The following is an 18,921-nucleotide window of genomic DNA, read 5'->3' on the forward strand; positions in this document are numbered from 1 at the left end:
CGTGTGGTGGAGCACCTCCTTCGGTGGGGGGAGCGTTGAGCCTGAGCCCGACATCGATGTTGTATGGGAACGCCTGGACGTCGATCAAGCGCCTATTACCAACGACGGGGAAGGCACCAATGCGCACACTCCGGAGGATGGCTGGTTCATGATCGCTGGCGGCGACCCCAGGGAACCTGGTTGCCGGCGGGTGACAGCTAGCTACCGGGGTGCTCAACTCAGCTACGTGTACGAACTACCCTGAGACCAGCGACGACGCACCACGAACCCGCTGGTGCATCCGACACTAGAGAACGGGATCCGGCTCCGATTCGGAGTCGATCACCTGGCCGGTGCTGGCGGCCATGGCGGTCAGCGCCGGAGTCACCCGGTCCACGATGGACCGGCCGATATCGCGGAGCTGGCCGATCTGCTCCTCCGTGAGGGCATCGATGACCAGACGCCGAACGATGTCGACATGCCCAGGGGCGGTGGCCACCACCTTCTCCCAGCCGGCGTCGGTGAGGATGGCGTTGGTGTAGCGGCCGTCCGCCGGACATGGCGCGCGGCGCACCCAGCCGCGCTGCTCGAGCCGTTTCACGACGTGTGACAGCCGGGACAGGGAGCTGCTCGTCCGCTCAGCCAGGGCACTCATCCGATGGGTGTGCTCAGCTGCCTCAGAGAGCATGGCGAGCACGAAGTACTCGAAATGGCTGATCCCGGCGTCGCGTCGGAGTTGAGCGTCGAGCGCCGCCGGAAGTTTGGTCATCAAGGCCGCCAGCGGCAGCCACGCATCCATTTCTGCCGGGGTCAGCCAGCGTGGTTCGGCCGATGGTGCACCTGTGACGGATACGTCTGCCGGATCAGCTCCCACCCTGCCAGAATACGCAGTTCGCGGCGGCGTTTAGCGCCCCCCCCAGCCAAGACTTGAAGCTTCAAGTCATTGAATCTATCGTTCATAGTGCTTACGGTTGACTTGAAACTTCAACTCACCGTGGGTTGATACCACGTACATCCAGCTCGAAACATCGACTCAAGGAGTTCCTGTGATTCGCTCGCCCCTGACCCGCGACGTTGCCCTGTTGCTCGCCCGCATCGGCATCGGAGCCGTGTTCATCGCCCACGGCTGGCAGAAGCTGTTCGACTACGGCATCGACGGAGTCGCCGCCAGCTTCGACCAGATGGACGTTCCGCTACCCACGGCGGCGGCATGGTTCTCCGCGCTGGTCGAATTGGTCGGAGGAGCAGCGCTCATCATCGGAGTGGCCACCCCCGTCGTCGCCCTATTCCTGCTGGCCGACATGGTCGGCGCCTACATCTTCGTCCACGCCGGCAATGGCATGTTCGTCGAGCAGGGCGGCGCCGAGCTGGTGCTGGCGCTCGGCGCGGCCAGCATTGTCTTCGCCGGCCTGGGAAGCGGCCGGTTCAGCCTCGACCACGTCGTAGGACCACGCCTGTGGAAGACCGAGGCCGCCGGCACCGAATCCCGGTAGCCGAATTATGACGTGGTGGTGATCTCGATAGTCTCGCGCCGGATCAGCCCGCCGAAGAGGTCGAGCGCCACCACCGACACGCGGTAGCTGACACCTGCCTCCAGTCCGCCGATCCGCACCCTCGTATCCCCCGTTTGCACCACGGTGACGCCGTCGACGAGGACGACGTAACCAAGCAGGCCGAGCCGGGCACTTGCGGCGAGCCACGACAACGTCACCGAACTATCGGTCAGCAGCTCAACGACGAGGCCATCCGACCCCGGCGGATCCGGGTCGGGATCTGGATCCGGGTCGGGGTCCGGGTCGGGGTCCGGGTCGGGGTCCGGGTCGGGGTCCGGGTCGGGGTCCGGGTCGGGGTCCGGGTCGGGATCCGGATCTGGATCCGGGTCCGGATCTGGGTCCGGGTCGGGATCTGGATCCGGGTCGGGATCCGGGTCCGGGCTTGGGTCAGGATCTGGATGCGGGTCAGGATCGGGATCCGAGGTCGGCGGGTCCGGGCCTGGGTCGCGCTCGGAAGGATCGCGGTCGGGCCTATTCGACGACGGCACTCGGCCGGTCTCGTCCTGGCCTCCGGCGCTACGGCTCGAGCCACTCGCCCCCGCCCCATCAGGTACCGATGCGGCCCGCACCGCGGATGCCTCGCCCGAGCCACCGGCCGGCCCACCTACGCCAGGCGCCCCTAACGCATCTAGTGCACCAGGGGCACTGCCCGTCCAGGGCAGGGCGTATACCGGCGCCCCATCCTTGGCCGTGAGATCGACAGACGCAGGCAGCACCACACCACCTGAGCCGGAAATCACCAGTGGAGCAGCAAGGACCGCAGCCAGCCGGACGAGCCTCGGCGATCCCCGACGATGACCACGCTGCCTTGTTGGCACGCTCGGCTGACCGGCCGCCGCTGGCACAGCCGCCGCTGCCGCGCCCGCCCCGAGTGCGGTGACCGTTCCGTCGGGTGCGAACCTATTCACGGTGTGGTGCCCGCTCGGATACCACGTGACCACCGTCAGTGGCCGTTGCTGATTCCGCACCACATCCATCAACACGCCGATGACAACGGCGTTCGTTGTACCAGTGACGACCGCTTCGGATCGATGCGCTACATAAAGGGTCACAGCTCCCGCTGCGTCCACGACGATCGTGGCGTCGGCCACGTTGGTTTCTGTCACAGCTGCCCCCCGGAAGCTGTCAACTATGTGTTCATGCAACCAGGCGGAACGATATGCCAGATTTGACCCCTTGTGTACCCCTCAAATTCTGAGCAGGGCATCACACGAGGGCTAGAGCGGTGTTACCCGGCGGCGGTTGGCTGGCTCCACGTAGCCCGCACCGAGCGGCGGGCAGCACCGGCGGCGTGCCGCACCTGCACCACAATGCCCACCACGGCGAGCACCAGGCCGCTCACATACCAGACTGGGTGGTCACCGGCCGTCACCTCGGCGTCGACGACGGCGTTGATGTCAACGACGTCGAAGATCAGCATCAGGCCGGTGATCACGACGCTCGCACCAGCGAATGCGCTAATGACGATCAGCAGCACCTGTGGAAGGTTGGCGACGATGGCGAACAACGCCAGCGCAGCCCCACACACCACCCCGATCAGCACGAGGCCCCACGCCTCCTCGACTCCCACCGTGGCGGCCACCGTGCTGCCGAGTACGAAACCCATCGACGCCATCGCCAGGATGATGCTCACGGCGAAGAACAGGTAGGCCAAGGCCGCGAACAGTGCGGCCAGCAGGATCGCAACGATCCAGCCCGCTGGGGAGTCGAGGTAGCCCTGTTCGGTCAGCCGGTCGACCAGTCCGGCACCCACCGCGAAACCGACGAAGGCACCCCAGACCGCCAGGAGGAAGCGCATCGCGACGTGGCCTCGCAGGCACAGGAAGGCCCCGATGACAACCGCCAGGACTCCCACGACGATCTCCGGCATCACCTTCTCCACCTCCGCTCCTTAGCGGCCGCTTAAGACCACGGTACGAGCGATGCCGGGTATCGGACTAGTGCATTGGGTTACTCCAAGCCAGGCACGGGTGCGCCAACGAATTCACCTGGGCGAGCACCGCGACGGTTGGGCGGTTCCGTCTCGGCGGCGTCCAGGAACGAGCGAGCGAGGACGCGGCCGTCGGGGTCGGCGAACCACAGCAGCAGGCGGCCGGGAGCGGAGTGCGCGGGTACCGTCAGCGTTGCCGGTGGAGACAACCGGAAGGGCTCCGCCACCACCCGCGGTGTACGCGCGTCCGGTGCGGTCACCATCCGGTCAATGGGGGCACCGGACTCGACCCACGCGGCGTAGACAACGCCGGAAGCCGACGACGGACCGTGGTGTGACACGCGGATATCTAAACCGAACGACGTTGCCGGTGGTTCGATGTCAGCGCCCGCCACCAGGGGATCGACGTCAAGGATCAGCACGGTATCCGCGTTCACACTGGCTGGAATACACCCTCCCCAATCCTTGGGCCGACGTGCCGCGTCGAGCAGTCCGGCCGCTTCGTGTTCCACGTCGGCGAACTCGGTGTAGACGTAGCCCGCGAAGCGGTCATGCCGGCGCAGTTCCTGGGTCTCCCAGCGCAGATGCCAGGCCCGTTCAAGACTCGTGAAACCCTCGCCGTACTCGCTGTTGAGGATCGGGAGGCCACGACGCGGCACGTCGGAACTGGCATAAAGCGGCTTGTCGACGGTGAAACCAGGGCCGAGCCGGACCGGGAACGTGTCCTGCTCCCCCGAAGCCAGCCGGGCCATGGCCTTCTTCCACTCTCCCAGGTCAGGCTCGTAGTAGTGCCAGTCGACCAGGTCAGTACGGACGTGCGACCAGCCGGAGTTCTCCACGATCAGCCGAGTATCGTCCAGCTCGCGCATCCGGTGGTAGGCGTCGGCGGCAGCCCGGGCACGGAGTTGGCTCCCGGGGATATCCCAGTCCAGGCCCCATTCTTCGTTGTACAGACCCCAGATGACGATGCTCGGGTGGTTGCCGTCGCGCTCCACCATGGCCGGTAGCTGCGCCTCGAACGCGGCGGCCGCCTCGGGTGAGAACCGGCTCGGCCCGGCTGGTTCGGCCCACACCAGCATGCCGATCCGGTCCGCCTCGTGTAGCCACTGCGGCTCTTCGAGTTTGAGGTGTTTGCGGACTAGGTTGAATCCCAGGTCACGGGCCAGCTGCAGGTCGTGGAGCAGCGCAGGAGTGTCCGGCGCCGTGAGCCCGGTATCGGGCCAGTAGCCCTGGTCGAGTACACCGCGGAGATAGCAGCGCTCACCGTTGAGGTACAGCTCCTCGCCGCGCGCCTCGAAGCGGCGCAGCCCGGTGGTCGCCACCACCCGGTCAGCGCCCTCACCGGATCCGCTCCAGACCTCCACCTGGTACAGGTGTGGCTGCTCAGGGGTCCACGGGGTGGGGTCGGTCAGCTCGATCCGGCCGGTGGCAGATCCGTCGTTGTCGGCAACCAGCTCGAGTGTTTCACCGGAGCCGACGACGGACGCCATCACGGGCACCGCTGTGGGAGTGTCCCCCGCGAGCCGCACCGTCACGTCGATACCGGTCAGGCTGTCGCCACGCAACACCACCGACTGTGCGTAGGTGCGCCCGCGCGCCTCCAGCCACACCGTCTGCCAGATCCCCGATGTCGGGGTGAACGAGACACCGTCGTAGTCGTCGCGCGGGATGGATCGCTGCTTGCCGTGCGGGATGGCACGTTTGTCGGCCGGCGCGGCGACCACCACCTCCAACTCAGCGGGTTGGCCGGGTACGAGCTGGTCGGTTACGTCGAACTCGAACGACTCGTAACCGCCGACGTGCTCTCCCACGACGGCTCCGTCAATTCGTACGACGGCGTGATGGTGAACCGCACCGAAGCAGAGGACGACGCGGGCCGTCCCCCACTCCACGGGCGCCGCAACGGACCGCCGGTAGGTCCCTTGCTCCAGCCAGGTGCGGTGCACTCCGGACGCCTGGCTCTCCCACGCGAACGGCACCGTGATCTGCCCCGCGAAGCCTCGAGCCCCGAAGTCCCAGGAACCGTTGAGATTGAGCCATCGCTCGGAGCGATCGCGGTCGGGCCGGGGATATTCCGGCCGAGGGACCTCTGCGGCGTCGGACTCCGCGCAGATCGTCGTGGACTGAGGATGGAACCGAGTCATGCATCAACCCTTCACACTGCCGGCCAGGATGCCGTTGATGAAATGCCGCTGGAGCAGGATGAACAGCACCAGGAGCGGAATGAGCGCGACGGAACTCGCCGCGAGAAGTTCGCCGGTCACGGTGGCGTAGTCGGCCCCGATACGGTTGCCGGTGATGTTCTGCGCAAGTGTTGAGAGCATCACCTGGAGGGTGGCCATCCGGTCGGAGCTCGCCACCACCACCGGCCAGACGAAGTCGTTGTAGATGTTCATGGTGGTCAGCACCGCGAGACCGGCCAGCCCGGGCCGGATGACTGGCACTACCACCCGCCAGAAGATGCCGAACTCGCCGCTGCCGTCGACCCGGGCGGCGTCCAGCAGTTCGTCGGGCACTGCGCTGATCACCTGACGCATCCAGAAGATCGCGAACGCATCGACCGACCCCGGCAAGATCAGCGCCTGATAGGTGTTGACCCAGCCGAACTCCTTCATCTGCAGGAGTAACGGAATGATCAGGACGATCGTCGGCAGCATCAGGGTCACGAGTACAGCGCCGAAGATGACGTTCTTGCCCACAAAGCGGTATTTCGCGAAGGCGAAGGCCGCCAGCGGGGCGAAAAACATGGTGATGGCGCCTTTGGCGACCAAGACGATACCCGTATTGACGAACCCTTGCCCGATCGGAACGTCGCGGAACATCGCGATGTAGTTGTCGAGGGTGACCGTGCTGGGATCGAAGGTGAGTGGCGCGCGGATGATGTCGTTCGCTGGTTTCAGGGCGGACAGCAACGCCCATACCACCGGCGCGAGGAACGCGACCAGCAGCACCATCAGGAACACGTGGGAGCCGATACGCCGGCTGGGAGTGGTGATGTCGGTCATCGCGTTAGTCCTTCGCTCGCAGCAGCCGGACGAAGAATAGAGACAGTGCCATGACGAGGATCACCAGCAGGAACGAGTTCGCCGCGCCGGTCCCGAGGTCTGCCCGGGTGATGTGGTTGTAGAGGTAATAACCCGCGGTGGTGGTGGAGTTGTATGGCCCGCCCTGCGTCACCACAAACGGTTCGGCGAACATCTGAAACACCGCAAGGGTCTGGAGAACGACGGCGAACATGATGGTTCGCCGTAGTAGCGGCACGGTGATGCTCACGAGCTGCCGTGGCTTCGACGCGCCGTCCAGCTCCGCCGCCTCATAGAGGCTGCCGTTGATCGACTGCAAACCGGACAGCAGGATGATCACGATGAATCCCGTCGTCTTCCAGAGGAAAAGCAACGCCAGCGTCGGCTTGGCCCAGGTGCTCGTCGTCAACCAGCCAACGTCGGGTAGACCGAACACACCGAGTAAGGCATTAACCGCCCCGTACCCTTGGTCGAACAGCACCACCCAGATCTGGGCCACGGCGACCAGCGGCGTCACGAACGGCACGATGAACGCCACCCGGTAGAGGCCGCGCAGCCGCAACGTCGCCGAGTTCAGCAGCACGGCGACGAGCACCCCGAGTGCGATCTGGACGGGTACGATCAGCAGCCACAACACACCGGAATTGCCGAGCGAGTTCCAGAAGGCCGGGTTGGTGAGGAGATAGGTGTAGTTGTCCCAGCCGACCCATTCCGCGGCTCCCGTCCCCCGCCAGTTCGTGAAGCTCAACCGGGCGGTGAAGATCAGCGGGTAGACGCTGAACACGAGGAAGACCACAACGAACGGCAGGACGAACACGTACGGCGCGAGGCGCCGGCGCGCTCCTCTCACTGGCGGTCGACCAGGTTGGTCTGGATCGACTGGGTGGCCTGGCTCAGGACCTCGGCCGGGGTTAAGTCGCCATCGAGCATCCGCTGGATGTCATTGCCGAGGTAGTCCACGGCGCCCGCCCACCAGCTGGGGGTAGGAGCACCACCGGGGATCTGCGCTCCGGCCTCCGTCGCTACCACCCACAGGTCCTGGCCGCCGAGGGCGTCCACCGGGTCGAACAGCGGCGTGCCCGGGTCCGCCGCGGGCTGGTAGCTCGGAATCGACGTGTTGAGACCGGTGGGATAGACGTCGTTCGGCCCCCACACGGCGGTGTAGCCGGCCTCGTCGAACATCAGGAATTCGTAGAACAGCCAGGCAAGGTCAGCGTTCTCGCCCTCCCGAGGCAGTACGAACGACGAGCCACCCATCGCCCCGCTGCGCGGTCCACCGGCGTCCCATGCGGGTAGTTCCATGGCCCGCCAGTCGCCGGCGGCCTCGGTCAGCAACTGTTGCGGCGCGAAGCTGAACCAGATGGCCCACGGGTAGAAGACCTGGTTGCCATTCTCCAACTCGGCGAGGTCGGTAGGCGTCAGGTATTCGGCGCGAGTACCAAGCTCTTCTTCGCGCACCGTGTCGAGGAAGGTCAGGATCCGCTCGAACTCCGGGCTTTCCAGGCGCAGCTCACCGTGGGCGTCCGCGATCGATGTCCCGAGCTGGCTGGCATACATCTCCAGCTGGAGCTGGCCGAGGAAGGCCGACTGCTCGAGGTGGATCGGCCCTGAGCCGGGTACGGCCGCCTTGTAGGCGCGGGCGGCATCGAGCAGGTCGTCGTAAGTTTCGATGCTGGTGGCGTCTACTCCGGCGGCGTCGAGCGCGGCGGCGTTATAGAAGAGCAAACCGGGGTCGAGATCGAAGGGCACGCCGAATATCCCACCGTCGACAGTGTTGACGTCGAGCTTCTGCGGCGCGATGTCAGCGGTGTAGGGCGCGAGTACCTCGCTGAGGTCCCAGAGATAGTCGGCGAACCCGCCGATCTTGGCATCATCGAGGAACACACCGTCGGGCACATCGGTCCCGGTGATCAGGGTGTTATGCAACTTCGCGTCGATGTCGACGGCGATGTGGTTAACCGTGATGCCCGGGTAGGTGGCGTTGAAATCATCGATGACCCCCTCGAACACCTCGAAGAGGTCACCGGAGCGATCCCAGATGGTGATCTCACCCTCGGGTTGATCGGCGCCCGGGGCCTGCAAGATATGAGAGGTTTCGTCGCTGGTGGTGGTCTCGGGCCCGCACGCGGCGAGCCCGAGCCCCACGACTACAACGGCGGCGGCGACGGTCAGACGTGCGGGCCGGCGCCGGAGGTGATGGCGATACATGGACACACTCCTCGCGTGGTTTTCCAACGTCTGCAAACTGTAGCCGTCATTTGCCGACGTTGTAAACGTTAAGATGTCGACCATGCCCGCAACACTTCGTGACGTCGCCAATCTGGCCCAGGTGTCGGTCCGCACGGTCTCCAACGTCGTCAGCGGATACGAGCACGTCAGCGAGCGGATGCGACAGAAAGTGATGCGCGCGATCGAGGAGCTTGACTACCGCCCGAATCCCGTCGCCCGGACCCTCCGGACCGGACGGACGGGCATGCTGGCACTCGTGGTCCCCGAGATCGACGTGCCCTACTTCAGCGAACTCGCCCGCGACGTCATCGACGCCGCCGCCGAGCTCGGCTATCGGGTGATGATCGACCAGACCGGCCACGACCACGAGCGCGAGCGCCAGCTCCTCCTCGGCGACGACCGAACCATGCTCTTCGACGGCCTACTCTTCAGTCCACTCGTCACCAAATCTGAGCTGCTCGACATGCATGGCACCACGAGTATGCCGCTGGTGCTCTTGGGTGAGCATGAGTTCGACGGCCGCTATGACCACGTCGCTATCAACAACGTCCAGGCCGCCCACGATGCCGTGTCTCACCTCGTGTCACTCGGGCGCACCCGGATTGCCGCGATCGGCACCCAGCCGCTCGAAGAGTACGCCACACCGCTACAGCGCACCGCGGGCTACGAGGCGGCACTGCGCGATGCCGGACTGGAAGCTAGGCCGGAGCACGCCACCCCGGCCGCACACTACAGCCGCGCTGACGGTTATGCCGCGGCATCCGCGCTACTCAGCACCTCCCCTGCCCCGGATGCGATCTTCTGCTTCTCCGACCTGCTCGCCGTCGGCGCGCTGCGCGCGGCTTTCGACTCCGGGTTCCGGGTACCCGACGACGTCGCGGTGATCGGCATCGATGACATCGAGGAAGGGCGCTTTACCCAGCCTTCACTCAGCACGGTGGCACTCGATACGCCGCTGATCGCCCGGGAGGCGGTACGACGCATCGTCGCCCGTATCGATAATCCCGACACACCCGCCGAAGAAGTTGTTGCCGAGCACCGGCTCGTACCGCGGGAAAGCACCTTGGGCAGCTAAGAACCCGCGCGGGGCTCCAAGCCACCCCTATTGCAACGTCGGCAAATCGCTGGCATGGTTCTTGCAACGTCTGCAAATTGTGGACTGCCCCACCCCGAGGGAGGACACCTATGACGGGAACCAACCGCCGGGCCACCGCAGCACGAGCCGCACTCGCTCTGCCAGCGGCCCTGATCCTCGCGTTAACCAGCACCGGCACCCTCGTCGCCGCCGGATCAGACACCACGCCGGCAGAATCGGCCCAACCGGACCCAGGCCCAGGTATCACCGCCACCGGGTCGGTGCTCTATTCGCCCGATCTCGGCCAGTATCCGAACGGCACCGCGGGTTACCCCCGAGCGATCCGTCTCGACCACGACGGATCACCCCAGGAGACGATGCTCGCCACCTTCGCGAAAGGCGGCCACGCCGCACCAACGACGTTGCCGATCTATCGCAGCACCGACGGCGGCCTGAACTGGACCGAGATCGCCGAGATCGGATCCAACACACCTGGCTGGGATCTTGAAGCACCAACGTTGTTCGAGGTGCCGCGCGACATCCCGGGCCTTGATCAGGGCGACATCCTGGCGTCGGGCACCGCCTGGGAGGTGGGCAACTACACGGCGCAGAAGGTCGAGGTGTTCCGCAGTACCGACCACGGCGCCACCTGGCAGTTCCTGTCGAACTGCACGGAGACATCCGGGTTGCCCAACACCTGGGGGCACGGCATCTGGGAGCCCACCTTCCTCGTCGGCGACGACGACACCCTCGCCTGTTTCATCTCCGACGAGCGCCCGGCCAACACCCCCACCAACAACCAGAAGATCGGCCACTACACCTCCACCGACGGCGGCGCGACGTGGAGCACGACCCTCGTCGACGACGTCGCCTTCCCCGCCGACAACCTTGCCCGCCCGGGTATGCAGACCTTCGCGGAACTACCCGACGGTCGGGTAGCCATGACCTACGAGATGTGCCGGGACGCCACCGACCCCGATCATGCCTGCGAGGTTTACCTCAAGTTCAGCGACGACGGCCTCGACTGGGGCCCGGCCGACGACCCCGGCACCCTTGTCCACACTCCAGATCACCGCGAGCTGCTACACACCCCGTATGTCTCCTGGCTACCTGGCGGCGGCCCCAACGGCACCCTGCTGGTCTCCGGTCAGCGCGTCGTCGCGGGCCCGACGGGCAACAAGACGGTACTGGCGGAATCCGGCACCGTGCTGTTCGCCAACACCGACCTGGGCGCCGGCGAGTGGTTCGAGGCGGCCACCCCGGTCACCGTCGACCCGACAGGCGGATATGCACCCGGCGTACCGTCGTGCCCGGGATACTCCACACCGATGATCCCGCGCGAGGACGGCACCACCTACCTGTACCTGGCGGCTACCTGGCTCGGTCAAGGTAACCAATGTGAGGTCCGGTTCGGCATCGGCACCCTTCCCGGCCCGACCGGTCAGATCGTCGGCCCGGACGGCAAATGCCTGGACGTCGACACCAACACCGCCGTCAACGGCAACGCCGCCCAGCTGTGGACCTGCGGGATCGCTACCGGCCAGCGGTGGTCGGTGTCGCCGGACCGCACTATCCGCGCCTTCGGACGGTGCCTGGATGTCGACGGCAACGGCACAGCGAACTTCACGCCAGTCCAGCTGTGGGAGTGCAACGGCTCCGGTGCACAACAGTGGGTGCTGCCGAGCTAACTGCGGGTTCGGCGCGCGAGGCTCGTTCGGTCATTTCGCGTCGGCGTAACAGTTGGCCACGGTGATACTCAGCGGAAACCGCACGGGGAAGTCGCCGAAGAGAAGCTCCCCGGCTTCACCGGCGGCGGCGCGGACCTCGTCGGCCACTGCCTCCGCCATCGAGGTGGGTGTGTGGATCACTACCTCGTCGTGCAGGAAGAGCGCCAGATGTGGACGGGCGGAGAATGGCTCCGGCACCACTCCGCCCGCCGCATCCGGCGCCTCCCCCAGTGCCCACAGGCGCCGCCTGATCGACGCGGTCCAGCACAACGCCCACTCCGCCGCCGTACCCTGCACGACGAAGTTTCGGGTGAACCGGCCCCACGAACGTGTATAGGACCTCGCCTTCGCGGCCGCACTCTCACCGGCGTCGTCCTGGTATGCCCCGGCTTGCAGCTCATGCCACGTGGCACCGGGCGGCGGTGAGCTGCGGCCGAGATGGGTCGTCACGATTTCACCCCGCTCCCCCGCCTGGGCGGCCTCGTCGACGAACGCCAGCGAACGTGGAAAAGCCTTCGCGAGCCGAGGCAACACCTGCGCACTGGATCCAGTAGTTCCGCCGTACATCGCGCCCAACATGCCCACCTTGGCCAACTCTCGGGTGGCCACCGCACCAGACGCCACGATGCCCGCATACATGTCCGCGCCGCGGCCATCGGTACCGCGACCGGCGGCGGCCATCGTTTCGTCACCCGCCATCGCGGCCAGCACTCTCGGCTCGAGCTGGGCGGCATCAGCGACGACGAACGTCCACCCCGGGTCCGCGACCACCGCCCGTCGCACACTCTTCGGAATCTGCAACGCTCCCCCACCCCGCGATGCCCACCGGCCGGTGACCACACCCCCCACGATGTATTCGCTGCGGAACCGGCCGCCGTGCACCCACGCGTCGACCCACCCCCATCCGTTGGCGGTTAAGAGCCGGTACAACGACTTGTACTCCAACAGCGGCTCGATGACCGGATGGTCCAGCCGCTCCAGCTCCCACTTCCGAAGACTCCGGGCGCCGACCCCCGCGTACCCCAATGCCTTCAGGAGGTCGCCGGGCGAGTCCAGGTTGAGACTGTCGGGAGCTTCCAACGCCGCACGGATCCGTGCGGCGAGCTGCTCAAGGCGCGCCGGACGTTCCGTTCCTCTGGGCCGCGGCCCCAGTATCTCGGTGAGGATCGCGTCATGGACGTCGGCGCGCCACGGTAGCCCCGCGTGATACATCTCAACCGCGGCCAGCGCACCCGCGGACTCGGCCGCCACGAGCAGGCGGAGCCGTCCGGCCGCAGGCGACGCTGCGACCGCCGCGTTCTGCACCTGAAGCTCCGCGACGGGATCCGGCTCGGGCACATCGGCCGACACTAGATCGGCGAACAGGGGGGCCGGCTCGTCACGATCTCCCGCCCCCAGCGGGGCGGGCGGCATACCATCCCACCGCCCCGGCTGGGCCGCGTCCGGCTCCGGCCAGGTCACGAGGGCCGACTGCCGAAGGATCCGATGCGCCAGGCGTAGATCCAGGGAACGCTCGACTCTTACCCCGGCCGACAGCAGGGCTGGGTACCACCGATTCGTGTCATCCCACGTCCATCGCGGCCGTGCGGCTGCCGCCGTCTCAGCCTCCCGGACCACGGCGGCCAACTTTCCCATAGCCACTCGTCGCTCGTGACCAGGCAGGCCAACGCCCACGACACGCACCACACCGTCCGGCTCGGGGACCACTACTGGCTGCACCTGACCATCCTGCCTGCCCCCACTGACACGGACACGTCTGTCGTCATTCGAGGCGCCGAAGAATCGGCATGGCTGGTTGGTTGGGATGGTCGGGGCGGTCGGGGCGGTCGGGGTGGTTGGGTTTGTGCGGGTCCCGGGCCACAATGCCGCCACATACCCCGGTGATCGTCGCCGGTTTTGTGTCGCTATAGCGACCGGATCGCGTTTTCGATCACCGGGCTTGGGGCGGTCGGATGGCTGGTTGGTTGGGCTGGTTGGTTGGGCTGGTTGGTTGGGTTGGGGTGACTGGGGCGACTGATTGGTTGGCGTGACTGGTTGTGTTGAAGCTGGTAAGACGGGTAGAATCGAACGTATGAACGAGCAGGTGGTGGATGGTTCCACGGACGTGGACGGTCGGGACACGGTGGTGGGTGAGCTGGCCTCGATGCTGTCCCGGCTGGCCGAACTACCCGCCATCGTCGTTGATGACGCGGCCCGCATCGACATGCTCGCCGGGTTGGAGCGGTTGAAAGCCGCCGCCGCGGCAGTGCAGTACGAGGTGATGGTGCAATTCGCCGAGTCCCAGCGGGCGGCCCGCCGTGGGATGGGATTTGCTGAGCGCCACGCCACCCGTGGGGTGCCCGAACAGATCGGGCTGGCCACGAAGACCTCACCCTCGGCCGCGGCCCGTCAACTCGGCCGGGCCCGGGCGTTGGCCTGTCACCTCCCGGGCACCTTCGCCCTGCTACGCAAGGGTGAGATCTCCGAGTTCGCCGCCACGTTCATCGTGAATGAGACCTCGCACCTCGCCCCGGAGCAGCGCCGCCAGGTCGACGCCCGCCTGGCCGGTGACATCACCGGGATCGGGCCGCGCAGGGTTCAAGGCCTGGCCCGGCGCTACGCCATCGAGGCCGACCCGGCTGCTGCGGTGGCCCGGGCCGCCCGGGCACGTAAGGACCGGCGGGTCGGGGTGCGCCCGGCACCGGACACCATGACCGTGGTGTCGGCGTTGCTGCCGTGCGAACAGGGCGTGGCCGCGTATGCGGCGTTGCGTCGTCATGCTGACGGGGTGATCGCCGCCGGTGGTGATGGGCGTACCCGGGATCAGGTCATGGCCGACACCCTCGTCGAACGCCTCACCGGACAGGCCAGCGCCGACGCGGTCTCGGCTGAGATCGGGCTGGTCATGACCGACACCTCACTGCTCGGCGGCAACGGCGGCGCCGGTGGCAGTGGTGATGGTGAGGCTGCGGAGTTGCTCGGGTACGGGCCCATCCCCGCTGAAACCGCGCGGGACATCACCCGCTGCGCCGGGGACCGCCAGGGTGAGGACGAGCGGCGGGCACGGGTCTTTCTGCGGCGGTTGTTCACCGACCCGGTCACCGGGGTCGTGGTCGATTGTGACCCGAAACGGCGCCGGTTCGATGGCACCCTGGCCCGGTTGTTGACCTACCGCGACGGCGGCACCTGCCGCGACCCCTACTGCGACGCACCCATCCGGCATTTCGATCACATCCACCCCTACACCCACGGTGGAGTAACCAAGCCGGGTAATGGCCGAGGCACCTGCGCCCGCGGCAATTACGTGAAACAAATGCCGGGCTGGAGCATCCGGCTGGTCGATCCGTTCCGGCACATCGTGGAAACCACCACCCCCACCGGACACCGATACACCTCACAACCCCCACCGGCACCCGGCGGACGACAACGCGCCGCCTGAGGGCGTCGAATAACAAACAGATTACGCCGCATCGTTCACCAATCCGGGTCCGGAACAGGTCCGAACGAGGGGCATGACGCACCAACGACGCTTCCGGTGGCCAGGGGTGATGGCTGCCCTGGCTGGTGTCGTCGCCGGCGGGGTCACCCTTGGTGTGGGTGAGCTGGCCAGTCTCCTGGTGGGGCCGATGACCTCACCGTTCTTCGCGGTCGGAAACACGATTGTCGATCTGACCCCGGAATGGCTCAAGAGTTTTGCCATCTCGACGTTCGGTGAGAACGACAAGAACGTCCTGCTGCTGACACTTGGTGCGGTGCTGACGCTTTTCGCGGCGGTGGCGGGCTGGTTGCAGCTGCGCAGGCCGCCGCTAGGCCTGATGTTGGTGGCACTGCTCGGTGTAGCCGCCATTGCTGCCGCGGTCAACCGGCCGGGCAGCGATGCTGCGTATGCCATTCCGTCCATCATTGGCGTCACGGCGGGAATCACCACGCTCTGGCTTCTGGTGCGACAGCCGTCGGAGCCGACGAACATAGTCTCCGGCGCGGACCGGCGCCGGTTCCTCATGTTGACCGCTGGTGCGGCCGGGCTCGCCGTGTTCGCCTTCCTCGGTAGCCGCCGGTTGGGCCAGACCCGGCAGGACGTCCTGGAAGCCAGAGACCGGTTGCGGATGCCGCGGGCCGCGGACCCGGCGCCGAGCCTGCCGGCGGACGTCGAACTCGACGTCGACGGAGTCACCCCGTTCACCACGCCGAACTCGGACTTCTACCGGGTCGATACCGCCCTTGAGGTTCCCGTCGTCCATCCCGACGACTGGCAACTCCGGATCCACGGGATGGTCGACCGGACCGTTGTCCTCACCTTCGATCAGCTCGTCTCGCTGCCGCTCGTCGAACGGATGATCACCCTGACCTGCGTGTCCAACGAGATCGGCGGCAACTTGGCCGGGAGCGCGGTCTGGCGTGGATATCCGCTCGAAGAGCTGCTTCTCGAGGCCGGCCCCGACGCCAACGCCGACATGGTGCTCTCTACCAGTGTCGACGGCTACACGGCCAGCACGCCCCTGGACGTGTTGACCGACGGTCGAGACGCCTTGCTGGCCGTTGCTATGAACGGCGAACCGTTGCCGCTACGGCACGGTTTTCCAGTCCGCATGGTCGTCCCCGGCCTGTATGGCTATGTTTCGGCGACGAAATGGGTCGTCGACCTCGAAGTGACCAGGTTCGACCAGGCCACCGCGTATTGGACGGATCGTGGCTGGGCGGATCGGGCACCGATCAAGACCGCATCCCGCATCGACGTTCCGGGTTCGTTCGCCCGCCTCGATGCTGGCACGAATGTCGTCGCCGGGGTGGCGTGGGCGCAGCACCGTGGCATCAGCCGGGTGGAGGTCAATGTCGACGACGGTCCGTGGCAGGACGCTGAGCTGACGGCCGAGGCATCCGCCGACACGTGGCGGCAGTGGTTCTGGGACTGGGACGCCACCCCCGGCCGGCACACCCTCCGAGTCCGGGCCACCGATGGCGACGGCGAGCTTCAGACCAGCGACAAAGCACCACCGATTCCCGATGGCGCCAGTGGCTGGCATTCCGTCGTGGTGGAGGTGGTCTGAAGAGCAGATCTAACCCTCCACTCCACGAATCCCGGACAGCACAAGGAACTCACTCGAAAGGAACAGATCATGAGACTGACCACCCGACGCACGTCCGCAGTTCTGGCGGCGGTGGCCGCTTTGTCGCTCACCATGGCCGCCTGTGGTAGCGACGACGCCAACGACACCACCTCCGACGATTCGGTCAGCGCCCCCGAGGAGGACGCTCCCGATGAGGACATGGACGACGGCGTCACTGACGATGAGCCCGACGAAGACACAGCTGACGACGCTCCTGACGACGCCATGGCCGGTCCGGTCGGACCGGGCTGCGCCGACTACGCCGCCATGGTGCCCGACGGTGACGGCTCGGTCGAGGGAATGGCCCAAGACCCGGTCGCTACGGCCGCGTCGAACAACCCGCTGCTGACCACACTGGTGGCGGCCGTGTCCGGTGAGCTCAACCCTGACGTGGACCTCGTCGACACCCTCAACGGCGGCGAGTTCACCGTTTTCGCACCGGTCGACGATGCTTTCGCCGAGGTCGACGAGGAAACCCTGGGTGCGCTCGCAGAAGACGCCGATCTGCTGACGACGGTGCTCACCTACCACGTCGTGCCCGGCCAGGTGGGTCCTGAGGACATCGCCGGTGAGCACGAAACCGTTCAGGGCGACACCGTCACCGTCGAAGGAAGCCCGGACATGTTGGCGGTGAACGACGCCAACGTGATCTGCGGCGGTGTCGAGACCGCCAACGCCACGGTCTACCTCATCGACGGTGTGCTCTTGCCGCCGATGGACTGACGGCGCGGATCTGAGAAGTAGCGCGGTCCCTTGCCTCGGGGGAGCAAGGGACCGCGCTTCGCCTGCTTTCGCTTAACTCGAGGGCCGCCGACGGTCAGTATGGTGGCGTGGACGTTCTTCTTGGTCGGCACCAATCCGCCGTCGACGCGGTGCCGAATCGATGGTGACACGTTGGCTGCTGAAGAGCACGGAGGAACCATGACGACGGCCTGTTACAGCTGGTGTTCCTGATGCCGGACCTACACGCGGTTCCGCCTCCGGAGCCAACCGAGCCCGACGGGGTCGACGTCCTCGGTCGGTTGCTGAGTCGGTCGGCACGCGGTGATGTTCAGGCGTACGAGCAGCTCTACGACGAGGTTGCCGGCGCCGTGCTGGGCGTGGCCCTTCGGGTGCTACGCAACCGCGCCCATGCCGAAGAGGTCGCTCAAGATGTGATGGTCGAGATCTGGCGGATGGCGTCGCGTTACACCCCGGAGCGGGGTAGCGCCATGGCGTGGATCATGACGATCGCGCACCGCCGCGCCGTCGATCGGGTCCGCCGTGAGCAGGCGGCCACCGACCGAGAAGAGCGGGCGGCCGCGCGGGACGAACCTCGCCCGTTCGACGAGGTGTCCGAGCAAGTCGAATCCCGTTTTGAGCAGCAACAGACCCGCCGTTGCCTCGACGCACTAACCGACCTGCAGCGGGAATCCGTGACCCTCGCCTATTACGACGGATACACCTACCGGGAGGTCGCCCAGCTCTTGAATGCACCCCTGGGAACGGTCAAGACTCGGCTACGAGACGGATTGATCCGGTTGCGCGACTGCATGGGGCTGGGGAGATGACGATGGCGACGAATGCCGAGATCCACACCCTGGCCGCGCCGTATGCGCTGCACGCGTTGTCCGGTGAGGATGCCGAACTGTTCGAGCGACACCTCGCTGACTGCGGAGCGTGTCGAGTCGAGGTGGATGAGATCAGAGAAACGGCCGCACGGCTCGGCACCGCAACCAGCGTATCTCCGCCCGCGGATATGAAGGCCAATGTGTTACACCGGATCCGGCAGGTCCGCCCGCTTCCGCCCGAGGCGGCAACCGACGACGGCGATCGCAAAGTGCTCGAGGTCGGGGCTCGCCGGCCGGCATGGCGACGCTGGTGGGCTCCGGTGGCCACCGGACTGGCCGCGGCTATGGCCGCTGGGGTCATCGCCCTGGGTATGCAACTCAACGAGACGCGTCAAGACCTCGAACAAGCTCAGCAGATCGGCGCGCAGATGCGGGAACTGGTCACCGCACCGGACATGGAACTCATCCGGGCCGAGGCCGACGGTTCTTCCGGCATGGTGATCATGGCCCGTTCGCAGGGAATCGCGGTGGTCCAGATGAGCGGCATGGACCCGGCACCCACTGAGCACACCTACCAGCTGTGGTTCATCGGCGACGACGGAGCCCGGTCCGCGGGTGTGCTCGGCGACACCCACAACGGTGAGATCGGGCCATTCACCGCACACGGACTCGACGACGCGGATCATCTGGGTGTCACCATCGAGCCGGCGGGCGGATCCGATCAGCCAACGACGGACCCGGTGATGCTCATAGAACTGCCGGCATGAC

Annotated in this window: 16 protein-coding genes; 8 read left to right on the plus strand and 8 right to left on the minus strand. The window is 66.4% G+C overall.

All coding sequences use genetic code 11. From position 1 onward, the window contains the following. Window positions 1-286: 286 nt before the first annotated feature. A complete protein-coding gene (locus tag G8760_RS10725; protein ID WP_166351149.1) occupies window positions 287-778 on the minus strand; it encodes a MarR family transcriptional regulator in 492 nt (163 codons plus the stop codon). 250 nt (window positions 779-1,028) lie between these two features. On the opposite strand from G8760_RS10725, the gene G8760_RS10730 reads away from it, so the two are divergent. Continuing rightward, on the plus strand, window positions 1,029-1,472 hold the full coding sequence (locus G8760_RS10730; RefSeq protein ID WP_166351151.1) for a DoxX family membrane protein: 444 nt from the start codon (window positions 1,029-1,031) through the stop codon (window positions 1,470-1,472). A 5-nt stretch (window positions 1,473-1,477) separates the two neighbouring features. On the opposite strand, the gene G8760_RS29805 is transcribed toward G8760_RS10730, so the two are convergent. The 6 genes from G8760_RS29805 to G8760_RS10760 form a co-directional block, all read right to left on the minus strand. After that, window positions 1,478-2,638, minus strand: coding sequence for a fibronectin type III domain-containing protein (locus G8760_RS29805; RefSeq protein WP_207782227.1), 1,161 nt, complete (start codon window positions 2,636-2,638; stop codon window positions 1,478-1,480). A gap of 122 nt (window positions 2,639-2,760) precedes the next feature. Further along, entirely contained in the window at window positions 2,761-3,414 is a 654-nt protein-coding gene (locus G8760_RS10740; protein WP_166350695.1) for a TM7S3/TM198-like domain-containing protein, read from the minus strand. 68 nt (window positions 3,415-3,482) lie between these two features. Continuing rightward, window positions 3,483-5,606, minus strand: a complete 2,124-nt coding sequence (locus G8760_RS10745) for a glycoside hydrolase family 2 protein (RefSeq protein ID WP_166350697.1) — start codon at window positions 5,604-5,606, stop codon at window positions 3,483-3,485. Between the two features lie 3 nt (window positions 5,607-5,609). Continuing rightward, window positions 5,610-6,467 carry a carbohydrate ABC transporter permease gene (locus G8760_RS10750; RefSeq protein ID WP_166350699.1) on the minus strand — a complete coding sequence of 286 codons (858 nt, stop codon included), beginning with the start codon at window positions 6,465-6,467 and terminating at the stop codon, window positions 5,610-5,612. Between the two features lie 4 nt (window positions 6,468-6,471). Next, a complete protein-coding gene (locus tag G8760_RS10755; protein WP_166350702.1) occupies window positions 6,472-7,335 on the minus strand; it encodes a carbohydrate ABC transporter permease in 864 nt (287 codons plus the stop codon). Then, on the minus strand, window positions 7,332-8,693 hold the full coding sequence (locus G8760_RS10760; RefSeq protein WP_166350704.1) for an ABC transporter substrate-binding protein: 1,362 nt from the start codon (window positions 8,691-8,693) through the stop codon (window positions 7,332-7,334). Before G8760_RS10760 ends, G8760_RS10755 begins: the two co-directional genes overlap by 4 nt. 82 nt (window positions 8,694-8,775) lie before the next feature. Here G8760_RS10760 and G8760_RS10765 point away from each other — a divergent pair, with 82 nt between their 5' ends. Together G8760_RS10765 and G8760_RS10770 are read left to right on the plus strand one after the other, a co-directional pair. Continuing rightward, window positions 8,776-9,789: a LacI family DNA-binding transcriptional regulator gene (locus tag G8760_RS10765; RefSeq protein WP_166350706.1), complete on the plus strand. Its 1,014-nt coding sequence runs from the start codon at window positions 8,776-8,778 to the stop codon at window positions 9,787-9,789. A gap of 110 nt (window positions 9,790-9,899) precedes the next feature. Next, on the plus strand, window positions 9,900-11,477 hold the full coding sequence (locus G8760_RS10770) for a sialidase family protein (RefSeq protein WP_166350708.1): 1,578 nt from the start codon (window positions 9,900-9,902) through the stop codon (window positions 11,475-11,477). A gap of 30 nt (window positions 11,478-11,507) precedes the next feature. On the opposite strand, the gene G8760_RS10775 is transcribed toward G8760_RS10770, so the two are convergent. Further along, window positions 11,508-13,235 carry a bifunctional 3'-5' exonuclease/DNA polymerase gene (locus tag G8760_RS10775; RefSeq protein WP_207782228.1) on the minus strand — a complete coding sequence of 576 codons (1,728 nt, stop codon included), beginning with the start codon at window positions 13,233-13,235 and terminating at the stop codon, window positions 11,508-11,510. A 352-nt stretch (window positions 13,236-13,587) separates the two neighbouring features. Here G8760_RS10775 and G8760_RS10780 point away from each other — a divergent pair, with 352 nt between their 5' ends. The 5 genes from G8760_RS10780 to G8760_RS10800 all read left to right on the plus strand — a co-directional run bounded on the left by G8760_RS10780 (window position 13,588) and on the right by G8760_RS10800 (window position 18,920). After that, complete coding sequence (locus tag G8760_RS10780) at window positions 13,588-14,934, plus strand: HNH endonuclease (RefSeq protein ID WP_166350714.1); 1,347 nt, start codon at window positions 13,588-13,590, stop codon at window positions 14,932-14,934. Window positions 14,935-15,007: 73 nt separating this feature from the next. Continuing rightward, window positions 15,008-16,543, plus strand: a complete 1,536-nt coding sequence (locus G8760_RS10785; RefSeq protein ID WP_246222504.1) for a molybdopterin-dependent oxidoreductase — start codon at window positions 15,008-15,010, stop codon at window positions 16,541-16,543. Between the two features lie 69 nt (window positions 16,544-16,612). Continuing rightward, a complete protein-coding gene (locus G8760_RS10790; protein WP_166350716.1) occupies window positions 16,613-17,326 on the plus strand; it encodes a fasciclin domain-containing protein in 714 nt (237 codons plus the stop codon). A 230-nt stretch (window positions 17,327-17,556) separates the two neighbouring features. Continuing rightward, window positions 17,557-18,153: an ECF RNA polymerase sigma factor SigK gene (gene sigK, locus G8760_RS10795; RefSeq protein WP_166350718.1), complete on the plus strand. Its 597-nt coding sequence runs from the start codon at window positions 17,557-17,559 to the stop codon at window positions 18,151-18,153. A 2-nt stretch (window positions 18,154-18,155) separates the two neighbouring features. Next, window positions 18,156-18,920, plus strand: coding sequence for an anti-sigma factor (locus G8760_RS10800; RefSeq protein ID WP_166350720.1), 765 nt, complete (start codon window positions 18,156-18,158; stop codon window positions 18,918-18,920). Window position 18,921: the final 1 nt, after the last annotated feature.

It is taken from the genome of Phytoactinopolyspora limicola, from assembly GCF_011320225.1.
GTDB classification, from domain to species: domain Bacteria; phylum Actinomycetota; class Actinomycetes; order Jiangellales; family Jiangellaceae; genus Phytoactinopolyspora; species Phytoactinopolyspora limicola.